Origin of the sequence: Aeromonas sp. FDAARGOS 1419 (assembly GCF_019047045.1) — a bacterium.
Classification (GTDB): Bacteria; Pseudomonadota; Gammaproteobacteria; order Enterobacterales; family Aeromonadaceae; genus Aeromonas; species Aeromonas veronii.
The window spans coordinates 428,391-441,378 of record NZ_CP077209.1; the positions used below are offsets into that span (position 1 = coordinate 428,391).

A 12,988-nucleotide genomic window follows, 5' to 3' on the forward strand; every position below is an offset into this window, starting at 1 on the left:
CAGACTTCCGCTTTTTATCGCTGCCCCTGATAGAAGCGCGCCTTATTGGCATACATGGCGTCGTCAGCCACCCGGCTCAGCTCCGCCAAGGGGGTCTGGTCGCTGCTGCTCCAGCCGATGGCAAATCGCAGCGGGAAGCTGTGCTCCCCATGCTGCACAATGGCGTGCTGCTGGCTTGCCTCCAATCTGCCTGCCAGCTGCTGGCTGGCGAGGTGATCCGCCTCCGCCAGCAGCACGAACTCGTCGCCGCCGATGCGGAAAATCTTCTCATCCTGACGGCACAGCGTGCGCAGCTGGCGAGCCATCTGGATCAGCAGGGCGTCGCCCGCCTCGTGCCCATACTGGTCGTTGGTGCGCTTGAGGCCGTTGAGGTCGAGCATGAAGAGGGCGAGGTGACGCTCCGGATGGCGCGCCAGCACCGCCTGATAGTGATGGAAAGCCTCTTCGAACGCCTGTCGGTTGGGCAGCCCGGTGAGGTTGTCGGTGCGGGCGACCCGCGCCAGCTCGTCGGTGAAGAGGCGCCCCTCGATGCCCACCGCCAACTGCTTGGCAAACAGCCGCAAGATGGCCCTGTCTTCGGACTCCAGCCCTTCGGCGCTCACCATCAGATAGCCAAACAGCACGCCGCTCTGGCTACCGGGCAGGGTCATGATCTTCCAGAGTGCGTTATCCCACTGGCATTCGGAGTGTTTGACCTCCTCATCCATCAGTTGAGCCAGTTTCTCCTGCAAGGAATCCCGCAAGGGGGCATCGACCCCCTGGGTCAGGGAGTAGTGGGGCTGGCCATCGCGGCGGATCGCCAGTCCCCAGCGGTGGCCAGGATAGAGCTGCGAGAGTTGCAGCAGGGCGGAGCTGGCCAGCTCGGCAATATCGATATCCAGCTGCTGGTGCAGACCGAACTGCAACCAGGATTGCAGGATATGGCGGCTGCGCTCCTCCCGGCTCAGGGCCGAGCGCAGGGCGGTCGTTTGCGAGGCAACCTCTTGCTCCAGTTCGTCGTTGAAGCCGAGCAGCCGCTGGTTGAAGGCCTCTTTCTCGCTATTGGCCTGCTGCAGCTGTTCATTTTGCTGATAGAGTGCCCGCACCTGATCCGAGATGGTGCTGGCCATCTCCTGCAGCAACTGGCGCACCTCGTCGTACTCCACAAAGCGCAGCGGTGCCTGCCGTTGCTGGTAGTTGCCTTTGCCATAGCTGCGCACCAGCGCGGCCAGCGAGCGCAGCGGTCGGGTGAGCCAGCGGGTGAGCCAGACGCAGCCGATGGCTACCAGCAGCAACATGACGGCGATGCTGACGGTCAGCAACTGCTGGGATTTGTTGAGCTCGCTGACCCTGTCATTGCTGTAGCTGTAGAGGGTGATGGTGGGGGTAATCTCTTGCTCCAGCTGGGGCCAGCCAATGGCCAGGGGCTGCGCCAACTTGCTTGGCTCCCTGTCATCCATGGCGTTGGCGCTCTGGTGAGCCCCTTCGTAGAGACGGTTCTCGCCCTGGGAGATCACCAGATATTCGCTCCCCTTGAGATAGGGTTCCAGCAACTGGGCCATCTGCCGCCAGGGGAGGATGGCCATCACGAAGCCGGAAGGAGCCTGCATCACCCCTGCGCGCTGGTGGTTGCGATAGATGGGGGCTACCAGCGCCAGCCCGCCGCTGCGGTTTTGCTCCATGTCGTCGACCAGCACGGGATCATCGACGGGCAGCAGCAGATGCTTGCCCTGTTTTGCCTCGCGGGTCTTGCCCCAGGCCATCAACTGCGGCATCAGGTTGCTCGACTCGAGGTGGGAGGCCTGACCATTGATGTACTCCACCACCAACCCCTTGTCATCGATGAGGTAGGCCGAGGTGATCAGGCTGTTGGATTTGACAAAGGTGGCCAGCGCCAGCCGGGCATGGCTGGAGAAGAGAAAGTTGTCGAGGGCCTGATGGAGTACCCGATCCTGGCTGAGCTGATTGAGCTGGGTGCCGATCAGCTCGCTGCGAAAGCGGGCCTCGCGGGTCATGCTGGTGAGGGCCCGCTCCAGCTGTGACTGCTCGCTCTGGGCGATGATCTGGTGCTGGCGGATCAGCAGCACAGTGCTGGCCAGCAGGGCCGGCAGCAAGGCGACGGTGAACAGGATGATGATGAGGGTCGGGCCGAGCCGAAAGGTGCGATGTTTCATGGTGCTTTGACCTGCCGGTACTGCTGATCGGCCAGCTGCTGCATATAGCGGGCGGTGTCGGCGGCACTGATCCCCTCTTTAAAGCGCTCGAACCCTTTCTCCATCGCTTGCCAGGCGATGGACATGGCGCTGTCGGAGGGCATGGGGGTACTGAGGGTGAACTGTTCCAGCAGCACTTTTTCCTGAGGCGTGGGACGGAGGTTGATGGCGGTAAAAGCCTGCTGATTGACCGGCAGCAGCGCCCCCTGATGATAGATGAACTGCTGAATATCCTGACGCTGGATAAAGGCCATCAGTGCTTTGATGACGGGTTGCCGATCCTCATCATCCATCGCCCAGCGGGAGGCTCCCATCACGTAGGCGCCGCTCATGGAGTGCATGGGATGGCTTTGCCAGCGGGGCAGCAGGGCAACGCCCAGCTTATCCCCCATGTTCTTCACCAGATCGTTGAAGGCCCAGTCCCCATTGATGAGGTAGGCGCTCTTGCCCTCATTGAAGCGGGCGAGGGCGGTGTCATAGTCGCACTCGGGATCGACCCACTGTTCGCTGGCGACGGTGCGGTAGGCCTCCAGTGCCTGCACCATGGCAGGGCTGTCGAGGGTGATGTGCCCTTCGGTCACCGGCGAACCGCCAAAGGTGTGTAAAAAGGCGGCGAAGTAGTACATGTCGTGATAGGGCCAGCTGACGGGGTAGACCCCCTTGGCCTTGAGGGCCGGGGTGATAGCAGTCAGTTGCTGCCATTGGGTCACCGGAGTCGAGACCAGCGCCTTGTTGTAAAACAGCATCAGATGGTTGCCCTGCATCATGGGCATGCCCCAGCGTTGCCGATCCAGGGTGACATAACGCAGGGCGCTGGCCATCAGCGCGGGGGAAAACCACTCGGCCGGGAGGGGAGCGAGGGTCATCTGGCGATAGAGGCCGATAAAATCGGAAGGGATCAGCATCAAATCGGGCAGTCCCCTGGCCTGAGCTGCCAGCAGGAGATCCGCCTTGATCTTGCTCGGCTCAATTTGGGTGACCCGCACTCTGTGGTTCCCCTCCTGATTGAAGCGGGCGATCACTTCGTCGATCACGTAACCGGCTTGCTGGGAGTGCCACAGCTCCAGTTCAGGCTCCTGAGCCTGCAGGGGGTGGCTCAATGCAAACAGGCAAAGCAGCAAGAGATGATAAAAAGATCGTTTTCTGCTCATGTTATCATCACCATTATTCCCTGATTTCCAAGGGAAAAATGTAACAAACTACCGGCAAGATCGGTAGGCTAGAGTGTCAACTAATTGACTGAAAAAACAAAAAGCCCGGCGCGTGGGCCGGGCTGGGGGATAAATTGCTTATCCGCATATTCTTCGAGGCATCTATTGTGGATGTTGTTTGAGGATGTCGTATATCTCCTCTTTCAGTTTGAGTTTCTGTTTTTTCAGATCTCTCACCTCGGCGCTATAGTCGCTGGCGTGATGCTTTTCCAACTTTCTAATCTCCGCATCCAGGTCGTTGTGCAAGTCAAACTTCTTCTGGAAATGGACATCACTGCTCTTCAGTTTCGAGATGAGTTCTCTGTACTCTGGGAACATGTAATGGAGCCTCCTTGGTTTCGTTTGATTGTGCCTGTAAGACCAAAGCTACCCCTTAGTGCCGGGGATAAATGTGATCCTGATCGGATTTGGGGGCAATGATTTGGAGTATTCGGCGGGATATTTATAACTTGTTGAATCAAAACAAGATAAGTGATTTATCAATCTGAATGGTGAGCCAAACTGTGCGACAAGTCACAACAGGGGCTGTGTTGGCGTGAGGGTGCAGGATCAAAAAAGGGGCCGACTGGCCCCTTTTATGGATGCAGGCAACGTTACTCTTTCTCTTCGTCCGCCTGCTCTTTTTTCTTTTTCTTCTCGGGCAGCGGCTTGCCATCGCGGTGGATCACCTTGCCCGCTTCAAAGCCAATCTGGGCCGCCAGCTCCTCCAGATCCGCCGACTTGGCCTGATCCCCGATGGCGTAGCGATAGTTGGCGATGGAGAGCTTTTCGGCCACCGGCGTGCCCGGGACGATAGGCTCGCGCCAGCCCTGGCCGATGTGGGCCACCAGGGTGCCGTTCATCAGCAGCTCGCCGACGATCTCCTGGGTCGGATTGCCCTTGCCGTAGGTGAGACCCTGCGGGTGCTTCTTGCCGACCAGCGGCTCGTTGCTGGCGGGGATCAGCTTGGTGCGGATCAGCCACTTGGGCTTTTTGGTGTTGCCCACCGCCTTGCCGGTCTGGTACTCGTTGATCTTGATGGTCTTGATCATCTGGGCCATGAAGTCCTTGGTCAGCGCCTTCTGGGCGTCGCTGGTTTCATCGATGGCGATGGGGGCCACATACCAGGTCTGGGTGGCTTGAGCCTTGGGAGCGGCAGGGGCAGTTTGCGCCATGGCCAGGGGGCTGAGCAGGATGGCAGCCAGCAAGAGTCCTATCTTCTTCATTGTGATTCCGCTTTTGTTTCAACAAGAATTTTGTTTTGCCAGCGACGACTGCGCCAGCGCCAGAACATGGCCAGACCGCGCACCCACTCGTCGCAGGCCAGCGCCAGCCAGATACCGACCAGTCCATAACCCTGCATGATACCGAGGAAATAGGAGAGTGGCACGGCAATTCCCCACATGGAGAGCAACGCCATGTAGAGGGGGAAACGGGCATCCCCGGTGGCCCGCAGGGCGTTGATCACCACCAGATTGAAGGTGCGGCCGGGTTCGAGGATAAGGCTGATAAGAAACAGCTGCGCCACCTGGGTGATGATGTCGGCATCATCGGTAAAGAGGCTGATGATGGTGCGGCCATTGAGGGCCGCCGCCACGGCGATGACGCAGGTAACTGCCAACCCCAGCTTGAGGCTCTTGAGCAGCTGCTGATAGGCGCGATCGAACTGTCTGGCCCCCGCCAGATGACCGATGATGATCTCGTTGCCAAGGCCGATGGAAAGGCCAAACAGCAGGATAAACAGGCAGATCTGAAAGAAGTAGGACTGGGTTGCCAGCGCCTTGTCACCCAGCAGTCCGACAAAGGCTGTCACCACCATAAACTGCAGCATCCAGGAGAGGTTCTCTCCTGCCGCCGGCAGGCCGATATGGAGCACTTTGCCCAGCATCTCCCGGCTGGGGTGGACGATATCGCGCACCACCAGTCGAATGCCGGTCTTGCGGGCTACCAGCCACACCAGCAGCACCACGCCGATCAGGCGGCCCGCGACCGTGCTGATGGCGACACCGGCGACGCCAAGCTGGGGCAGGCCGAACCAGCCGTAGAGCAGCAGCAGGTTGCCGACGAAGGTGATGAGGTTGACGATGAGGGTCACATACATCGCCTGACGGGTGTGGCCGTGAGCGCGCAGGGTCGCCGCCAGACAGAGGGCTGCGGCCTCCGGCAACAGGCAGAGACCGATGATCTGCAAGTAAAGCGTCCCGTCGCTCATCAGGTTGGCAGGCAGGTTCATCAGCGCCAGCATGGTGCTGGCCCCCGCCATCACGCCAATGGCCGCTACCAGACCGATCAGCAGGTTGAAGCCGATGGCGGTGTGGATCACCACCCGACTCTTCTCCCGATCGCCGGCCCCCAGATACTGGGTGATCACCACGCTGGTACCGATACTGACGAAGCTGAACAATGTGATGGCGAGATCGAACACCTGATTGCCGACCGCCAGCGCGGCCACTCCCTGATAGGAGACGTGACCCACCATGAAGGTGTTGAGGGCACCGGTCAGAAAGTGCAGGGCGAGATCGATAAAGAGCGGCCAGGTCAGCGCAAAGAGCGTGCCCGGGCCTGCATGGGATTGAGATTGCATGGCATGTCCAACAGCTGGGAGGGCACGGGGGAGTGCCCTCTGGGGGCGCATTTAACACCAAGGCCAAGGCCGGTGCAATCCTTGTGCAGGATTGCACCGGCCAGGGGAGCAGGCCAAGGTATCAGGCAGGCGTGGCGCCCGCCTCCTGTTCGCTTGGCAGGGTGAGGCGAGCTGAGTCGGGCAGGGCATCATCTTGCGGCCAATTCGAGCGGATGGCATCAGTGGTGCTCTCCACCACCGCATCATCCTTGAACACCGGCTCGCGATAGCAGCGGGTCAGGCGCAGCGCCTGATACATGTCGGGGCAGAGGATGATCCCTTCATCGCCCACCCGCACGCCCGCCTGCTTTAGCCAGTGGGTCATCTGGCCGTGGCGACCCGCCATCACCATATGGATGCCGCGCCGTTTCAGCTCCTTGTGCAGCTCTCCCACCATGCTCATCACGCTGATGTCCTGATGGGTGAAGCAGGCGACCGCATCGATCACCAGACACTTGGGGGCTCGGGGATCCTGCACCAGCAGGGCCAGCACCCGCCGCTTGAAATAGGGGGCATTGAAGTAGGTGAGCGGCGAGTTGAAGCGATAGACCAGAATACCCGGGATCGCCTTGGCCTGCTCGTTGTCTCCCAGGGTGCGCACCACCCCCTCGTCATCCATGCCGAGCAGTTGATCGGTGGGACGCATCACATTACGCAGGAACTGGAACAGCCCCAGCAACACGGCGAGGGTGATCCCGGGGATCACTCCCATGGTGAGCACGCTGATAAAGGTGACCAGCGCCAGCCAGAAGGCGGAGCGATCGGAGTTACGCAGCGCCCACAGTCCGCGAAAGTCGGTGAGCGAGAGTGAGGCCATTACCAGCACCACCCCGAGGGCAGCGGTGGGAATATATTTGAGCGGCGCCGTCAGATAGAAGGTGATGAGGGCGATCACCGCCGCAGCGATGATGGAGACCAGCTGGCTCTTGCCGCCGTTGGCGTCGTTGACCGCAGTGCGTGAATCCGCGCCGCTGATGGCAAAGCCTTGCGAGACCGCCGAGGCGAGGTTCGCCATACCGAGGGCCCGAAACTCTTTGTCCGCGTCTATCTCATAACCGTTTTTGGCTGCAAAGCTGCGAGCGGTCAGCATCATGGAGACGAAGCTCACCATGGCCAGGTTAAGGGCGGGCAGCACCAGCTCCCGCATCAGGCCGGGGGGAAATTCCGGCATCTGAAACGCGGGCAGGCCGGAACCCACCGCCCCCAGGGTGGCGATATCAAACTGGCCGAGATTAAAGCCCCACACCAGCGCAGCGGTCACCACCATGGCCACCATGGAGGAGGGCCATGCCGGTTTGTAGCGCTTGGCCAGCAGCAGGGTGAGCAGGGCTACCAGACTCATGGCCAGGGTCGGCAGATGGGTCTGGGTGATATAGGTGGCCCCGCTGGCGATCCGCTCGATGAGGTAACGTTCGCTGAAGGTGAAGCCGAAGATCTTGGAGAGCTGGCCCACCATGATGGTGATAGCCACACCATTGAGCAGCCCCATCAGGATGGGGCGGGAGAGAAAGTCCGCCAGCACTCCCAGCTTGAAGCGGCTGGCAATCAGGCACCAGAAGCCGGTCATGGCGGTCATGGTCATCACCAGTTGCCAGTGACGGGTGGGGTCGCCTGCGGCCAGCGGCGTTACCACGGCGGCGATGACCGCACAGGTGGCGGCATCGGGGCCGACAATCAGCTGTCGGGAGGTGCCAAACAGGGCATAGACCAGCATGGGCAGGATGCAGGAGTAGAGGCCGACGATGGCACCCACCCCGGCAAGCTCGGCATAGGCGATGGCGACGGGCAGCGCCACTGCCGCCACCGAGAGTCCGGCGCGAAGATCTGGCATCAACCAGGCGCGCTGGTAATGCAGCAGGGCGGCGAGGCCCGGTAGCCAGCGTTCGAGAGAGAAGAAGTCGCGCATTATTTAACCCATTGAGTTACAACCAGCTTTTCCCCTAGTGTGCCCAAGGTTATCGAAAGATTGCAATCAGGTTATGGCCAGTTTACCTGAAGGTCAGGCCAGATAGCCTGCCAGCGTTTCTCCTTGATGCGCTGGGTAAAAATCTGTTTGTCCTGGCGACATCTGGGGTTGGCACTCACTTGCAGCGACCAGTTGATGGCAAAGCCGTAGGGGGCAAGCCACTTGAACTCGCCATCTCGGGTGAGACGCACGCCGATGCAGGTGGGCACTTCGACCCAGTGGCTCAGCGCCTCAAGGCTGCTGGCAAATGGCGCCACCAGCTGGCGAGTGTGCATGCGGGCCTGATTGCGCACCTCCCACTGCTGGCTGGGCAGGCGTTTGGCGAGCCAAGCTTCGTGCTCCGCTTCGGCCAGCCCTTGCGGATCGGTTTTATCGAGATAGATAAGGTCGATATCGTTGAGTGGGGTGGGCACCGCCTTGTGGTGCAGGTGATCCCAGATGAGGTTGCGGATAAAACCGGCCCCCAGCGCCCAGTCGGGCAGATTGAGCTCGGCCGCGGCTTGCAGGCAGGCCATCCGCTGCGGTTCGGCCCGCAGCAGGGCTTCTGTTTTGGCTTGGAATTGCTGTTCGAGGACGGTGTTCAGAGGTTCAGTTGTTGGCATTGCGGCGTAACCAGACATCAATGTAGCGGCAGCTCGGCACTATAGTGAGCCCCTCCGCCTGAGTCCAGTTGAAGAAGGCGCGCGCCAGCTGATCGGCAATCCCCTGCACCCGCAGCTCGGGGGGTACGAAGGTGCTGTAGGCGTCGATGGTCTTGGCATCGAGCCGCCGGTAGCGCAGTCTCGACTCTTTCCCCTCCACCATACAGATGAACTGCTGTTGGTTGGCCTGATGGATGATGTCGCTCATGGTGGGCACCTCTGGCATAAAGTTGGGTCTCTCGGCACAACATAACTGTTAGCCAAGGTATAGAACAGATAATGAGAGCCCGTGGTCAATATCATCCCCCTTTGACAGAGGGCGCATCGATATCGCGATGTAGATCAAGGTGCCCGATGGTGAGTCGGGCACCGCGTTTGTGTCAGCACAAGAGTGTTGGCAAAGGGGAGGGATCAGACCCAGGCTCGCTCCAGCAGGGTGAGTAACTGCTCACGGTCGGCGTCCTTGCGATTGAACAGCAGGGCACCGTCGTTGATCGCCAGATCGCGGATCTCGGTCAGTAGCGAGCGATCGCTTACCCCTGCCTCGCTCATGGTGCGCGGCAGCTTGACCGCTTGCCACAAGGTGTCGCGCAGGGTGCGAATGGCTGTGATGGTCGCCTCCGCCCGCTGATGGGCCGGGGTGGCAGCAAAGCGCTCTGCCCCCACCAGCGGCAACAGCAGCCGGGCCAACTCGCTATCCACCTCGGGGCGGTTGTAGTCGAGCACGGTCGGCAAAAAGAGGTTCATGCACAGCCCATGGGGCAGATGGCAGCGGGCTCCCAGACTGTGGCCGAGGGCGTGCACCAGCCCCACCATGGAGTTGGAAAAAGCCATGCCAGCCAGCGTGGAGCCTTCCGCCAGTTGCAGTCGCAGCTGTTTGTTTTGCGGGTCGTGGATGATTTGCGGCAGGGCGCTGGCGATCTTCTCCACTGCCATCAGGGCCAGCGCATCGCTCACCGGGTTCTTGGCGGTACCGATAAAGGCCTCGATGGCGTGGGTCATGGCGTCCATGGCGGTGGCGGCGGTGATATTGAGGGGCAGCCCCTGGGTCAGGCGCGGGTCTAACACCGCCAGCTGGGGCAGCAGGAAGGGGGAAGTGAAGGGCACCTTGCGCCCGCTCGCCTCATCCTTGATTACTGCAACCAATGTCACTTCTGATCCTGTGCCCGCCGTGGTGGGCACCACCGCCAGCGGCTTGAGGGGACGGGTCAGGCAACCGGCGCCCGAGTAGTCGAGCAGATGATCCCCCCCCATGGAAGTGAGAATGTTGACTGCCTTGGCGGTGTCGATGACCGAGCCGCCCCCCAGCGCCACCAGACTGTCGCAGTCGAGCTCGCGATAGCGTTTGGCGATCCGTTCCACCACGGCGGTGGAAGAGTCGGCCGGGATCTCGTCCCAGATGGCGGCGACCGGCAGCTCCCCCTCGGCCAGCACATTGGCCAGCAGGGTGGCAAGGCCGGTGGCATTGACTCCCTTGTCGGTCAGCAGCAGAGGGCGACGGGCCCCGAGGCTGGCCAGCTCGCTGGCCAGCTGCTCCAGCGCCTGTTCACCGGCCAGCAGTTTGACCGGGCAGAAGAAATCGTAATAGCGGCTCATTTCAAGGCTCCTTGCGCGTTAGCCGGTCACCAGACCCAGATAGATGTTGCAGGCCCGGCCGATCTTGTTGGTCGGGGCGGGATAGTGGCGCAGCAGCGGCCGCGCGATAAAGGCGGGCAGGATCAGGGACTGCAACTGCTCAAGCCCCCGCACCAGATGCATGGCAACGGTCAGATCCCCCTCCACCAGCAGCCGGTTTTCGCCAAATGCCTGATTGACCCCGAGCCGAAAACTCAGGGCGCGAAAGGCGATATTGGGGTGTTTGAAGCGTACCCGCAGCGGATGGATGGTGGCATGAGGGGCGGCTGGCGCACCGGGATACCAGCGCCCACCCTGCTTGTGCATGTTCATGGCATAGCCGATGCCGCCCACTTCGAGGCGGATTGCCAACCCGTCCGGCAACGGCGCCAATTCGCGGCGTACCGCCTCATCGGTGCGGGCGGCGCGGCAGAGGGTGCGACCCACCACCCAGAGCAGAGTGGTGATCCAGAGGCGGCGACCAAGGGCGGCCGCAGGTTCAAACATCCTTGTTTGCATGGGGATTGGCTCCTGAGATGGCTGACCAGAAGAGGGCGAACGCACTGGCTTGCCAGTAGTCGTCCTCTCCCAGCTCCGGTTGATCGACAAACAGTGATGCGCAGGCGAGGAACTGGCCCTGACACACCTCCAGCAACAGTGGCGCGGGGGCCTGCATCAGCTCGCCGCTGGCCTGCCCCTTTGCCAGCAGGGCAGGCAGAAAGCGCAGGGCATCGTTCAGGATCTGGCTGCGGGCCGGTCTGGCCAGCAGCGGAGAGTGAAAGAAACCCAGCACAAATTTGAGCTCATTGGGGTTAGCCTGCATCCACTCCATCGCCAGCTGCCAGTAGTGGCGGGTCTGGTCGTACAGCGGAAGGGTGGGATCTGCTTCATGGATGGCGCTCCCCATTCGGGTCTTTACATCCTGATAGAGGGCGAGGATCAGCGCCTCCTTGCTCGGAAAGTGGTGGAACAGAGTGCCGTTGGCCACCCCGGCCGCCTTGGCGATACGGGCGGTGGCGGCCCCCTGCAGGCCATCTTCGGCGCAGAGGGCAAGGGCGGCATCCAGGATCTGGCGGCGCTTGTCGGTCATGGTTTGTGGCTGCGGGATAGCCTGGTTCATGGTCATCTCCATCAGCGCAGGAAGAAGGCCATCATCAGCTTCTGGATCCAGCTGTGGTAGGGCGGATGGATCAGGGAGCCGGTGGTGAACTTGCCGCGGGTCAGCACGGTTTTCGCCTTGGAGAAGGTAAGAAACCCCTCGTGGCCGTGGTAGTGGCCCATGCCGGAGGCGCCGATGCCGCCAAACGGCACATCGTCGGCAGCCACCTGAAACAGGCTCTCGTTGATCGCCATGCCGCCGGAGTGGGTCTCCCGGGTCACTCGCGCCTGCAACTCGGGATCGAAGCTCATCAGATAGAGGGCCAGCGGGCGCGGCCGCTCGGCCACATAGGCGAGCGCCTCCTCCAGGGTGTCGTAGGGAATGAGCGGCAGCAGCGGCCCGAAGATCTCCTGCTGCATTACCTGACACTGACCCGGCACCCCGGTCAGCAGATGGGGCACCAGCAGGCGACGCTGGTCGTCGCGGGCCGGGCTGCCACAGGGATGGAGCTGGGCACCCGCCTGCTCGGCTTCATCGAGCCAGCTGACGAGACGTTGATACTGGCGGTCGTTGATGATGGCGCCGTAGTCGACGCTATTGAGCCCCTGCGGGTAGAGCTTGCTGAAGTGGCGGCGATAGGCGGCGATAAAGTTATCCACCTCGCTGCGGGGCAGCAGCACATAGTCGGGGGCGACGCAGATCTGCCCGGCGTTGAGGCTCTTGCCGAAGATCATCCGCTCGACCGCGGTGGCGACCGGCATGTCGGGGGCGATGAGACAGGGGCTCTTGCCACCCAGCTCAAGGGTGAGGGGGGTGAGCTGGGGCGCGGCGGCCGCCATCACCAGCTTGCCCACCATGGTGGAGCCGGTAAAGAGCAGGTGATCGAACGGCAGTGAGCTGAACGCCGCCGCCATCTGGGCATCTCCCTCGATGATGGCGATCTCGTTTTCGTCAAACACGCTGGTGAGCATGGTGCGCAGCACGGCGTTGGTATGAGGGGTGAACTCGGAGAGTTTCAGCATCGCCCGGTTGCCCGCCGCGATGGCGGTGATAAGGGGGCCAAGGCTCAGCATCACCGGAAAGTTCCACGGCACGATAATGCCGACTACCCCGAGCGGCTGGAAGTGCACCTCCACTTTGGCGGGGGCCAGCAGCAGGCCGGTGTGACGGCGGTGGGGCTGCATCCAGCGTTTGAGCCGCTTCTGGGTGTAGTTGATCTGCATGATGCAGGGCAGCACATCGGCGATCAGGCTGTCGTAGTGGCTGCGCTGACCATAATCTGCCGCCAGCGCCTTGCACAGCTGTCCCTTGTGGGCGAGCAACGCCTGTTTGAGTTTGGTCAGCTGCGCCCGGCGCTCGGCCAGGGTAGGCATGGGGTGAGCCAGACTCGCCCGCTTGAGCCGCGCCAGCTGATCCGGCAGGGACAATTTGATGGCGAGGATATCCTCAGGAGTGTGTTGAAGCTGCGCCGCACCCATGTTGTTCTCCGCATGAAAAATAACCGACTGATTAGTCGGTCTAAATCTAGCTGTTTGTTACCGGAATGTAAAGCTGGCAAGCTGTCTGCCGTTCACCACGAGCTGGACGCAAGAGAGAACTGTGTGTCTCCCCACACTTTTGTGGTTTGCTCGTTGGTGGCTTATCTAATAAGGGGTAGTTTTTG

At 61.4% G+C, this 12,988-nt stretch carries 12 protein-coding genes; all 12 read right to left on the bottom strand.

Annotated elements, in window-relative coordinates:
• Positions 1-14 precede the first annotated feature (14 nt).
• The 12 genes from I6L49_RS01865 to I6L49_RS01920 all read right to left on the bottom strand — a co-directional run bounded on the left by I6L49_RS01865 (position 15) and on the right by I6L49_RS01920 (position 12,803).
• Positions 15-2,153, bottom strand: coding sequence for a GGDEF domain-containing protein (locus I6L49_RS01865; protein ID WP_216950472.1), 2,139 nt, complete (start codon positions 2,151-2,153; stop codon positions 15-17).
• Complete coding sequence (locus I6L49_RS01870; RefSeq protein WP_216950473.1) at positions 2,150-3,343, bottom strand: extracellular solute-binding protein; 1,194 nt, start codon at positions 3,341-3,343, stop codon at positions 2,150-2,152. Before I6L49_RS01870 ends, I6L49_RS01865 begins: the two co-directional genes overlap by 4 nt.
• A 162-nt stretch (positions 3,344-3,505) precedes the next feature.
• Positions 3,506-3,721 carry a YdcH family protein gene (locus I6L49_RS01875; protein WP_005337763.1) on the bottom strand — a complete coding sequence of 72 codons (216 nt, stop codon included), beginning with the start codon at positions 3,719-3,721 and terminating at the stop codon, positions 3,506-3,508.
• A gap of 275 nt (positions 3,722-3,996) precedes the next feature.
• Complete coding sequence (locus tag I6L49_RS01880) at positions 3,997-4,608, bottom strand: hypothetical protein (RefSeq protein ID WP_005361671.1); 612 nt, start codon at positions 4,606-4,608, stop codon at positions 3,997-3,999.
• A complete protein-coding gene (locus I6L49_RS01885; RefSeq protein WP_013723595.1) occupies positions 4,605-5,966 on the bottom strand; it encodes an MATE family efflux transporter in 1,362 nt (453 codons plus the stop codon). Before I6L49_RS01885 ends, I6L49_RS01880 begins: the two co-directional genes overlap by 4 nt.
• Before the next feature lie 121 nt (positions 5,967-6,087).
• Complete coding sequence (locus I6L49_RS01890) at positions 6,088-7,911, bottom strand: SulP family inorganic anion transporter (RefSeq protein ID WP_101529743.1); 1,824 nt, start codon at positions 7,909-7,911, stop codon at positions 6,088-6,090.
• Between the two features lie 71 nt (positions 7,912-7,982).
• Positions 7,983-8,573, bottom strand: coding sequence for a nucleotidyltransferase family protein (locus I6L49_RS01895; protein ID WP_216950474.1), 591 nt, complete (start codon positions 8,571-8,573; stop codon positions 7,983-7,985).
• Positions 8,560-8,820: a GNAT family N-acetyltransferase gene (locus I6L49_RS01900; RefSeq protein WP_005337747.1), complete on the bottom strand. Its 261-nt coding sequence runs from the start codon at positions 8,818-8,820 to the stop codon at positions 8,560-8,562. Before I6L49_RS01900 ends, I6L49_RS01895 begins: the two co-directional genes overlap by 14 nt.
• A gap of 203 nt (positions 8,821-9,023) precedes the next feature.
• Positions 9,024-10,208 carry an iron-containing alcohol dehydrogenase gene (locus I6L49_RS01905; protein WP_115521101.1) on the bottom strand — a complete coding sequence of 395 codons (1,185 nt, stop codon included), beginning with the start codon at positions 10,206-10,208 and terminating at the stop codon, positions 9,024-9,026.
• A gap of 18 nt (positions 10,209-10,226) precedes the next feature.
• A complete protein-coding gene (locus I6L49_RS01910) occupies positions 10,227-10,745 on the bottom strand; it encodes a hypothetical protein (protein ID WP_040094758.1) in 519 nt (172 codons plus the stop codon).
• Positions 10,726-11,346, bottom strand: a complete 621-nt coding sequence (locus tag I6L49_RS01915; RefSeq protein WP_216950475.1) for a TetR/AcrR family transcriptional regulator — start codon at positions 11,344-11,346, stop codon at positions 10,726-10,728. The genes I6L49_RS01910 and I6L49_RS01915 overlap by 20 nt, the downstream gene beginning before the upstream one ends.
• A gap of 11 nt (positions 11,347-11,357) precedes the next feature.
• Positions 11,358-12,803: a coniferyl aldehyde dehydrogenase gene (locus tag I6L49_RS01920; protein WP_216950476.1), complete on the bottom strand. Its 1,446-nt coding sequence runs from the start codon at positions 12,801-12,803 to the stop codon at positions 11,358-11,360.
• Positions 12,804-12,988: the final 185 nt, after the last annotated feature.

What these genes read in the sequence shown, in the direction of transcription:
- I6L49_RS01890 (WP_101529743.1), bottom strand. Translation starts at nt 7,911, where the DNA reads ATGCGCGACTTCTTCTCTCTCGAACGCTGGCTACCGGGCCTCGCCGCC.
- I6L49_RS01905 (WP_115521101.1), bottom strand. Translation starts at nt 10,208, where the DNA reads ATGAGCCGCTATTACGATTTCTTCTGCCCGGTCAAACTGCTGGCCGGT.
- I6L49_RS01865 (WP_216950472.1), bottom strand. Translation starts at nt 2,153, where the DNA reads ATGAAACATCGCACCTTTCGGCTCGGCCCGACCCTCATCATCATCCTG.
- I6L49_RS01875 (WP_005337763.1), bottom strand. Translation starts at nt 3,721, where the DNA reads ATGTTCCCAGAGTACAGAGAACTCATCTCGAAACTGAAGAGCAGTGAT.
- I6L49_RS01900 (WP_005337747.1), bottom strand. Translation starts at nt 8,820, where the DNA reads ATGAGCGACATCATCCATCAGGCCAACCAACAGCAGTTCATCTGTATG.
- I6L49_RS01915 (WP_216950475.1), bottom strand. Translation starts at nt 11,346, where the DNA reads ATGAACCAGGCTATCCCGCAGCCACAAACCATGACCGACAAGCGCCGC.
- I6L49_RS01885 (WP_013723595.1), bottom strand. Translation starts at nt 5,966, where the DNA reads ATGCAATCTCAATCCCATGCAGGCCCGGGCACGCTCTTTGCGCTGACC.
- I6L49_RS01880 (WP_005361671.1), bottom strand. Translation starts at nt 4,608, where the DNA reads ATGAAGAAGATAGGACTCTTGCTGGCTGCCATCCTGCTCAGCCCCCTG.
- I6L49_RS01870 (WP_216950473.1), bottom strand. Translation starts at nt 3,343, where the DNA reads ATGAGCAGAAAACGATCTTTTTATCATCTCTTGCTGCTTTGCCTGTTT.
- I6L49_RS01910 (WP_040094758.1), bottom strand. Translation starts at nt 10,745, where the DNA reads ATGCAAACAAGGATGTTTGAACCTGCGGCCGCCCTTGGTCGCCGCCTC.
- I6L49_RS01920 (WP_216950476.1), bottom strand. Translation starts at nt 12,803, where the DNA reads ATGGGTGCGGCGCAGCTTCAACACACTCCTGAGGATATCCTCGCCATC.
- I6L49_RS01895 (WP_216950474.1), bottom strand. Translation starts at nt 8,573, where the DNA reads ATGCCAACAACTGAACCTCTGAACACCGTCCTCGAACAGCAATTCCAA.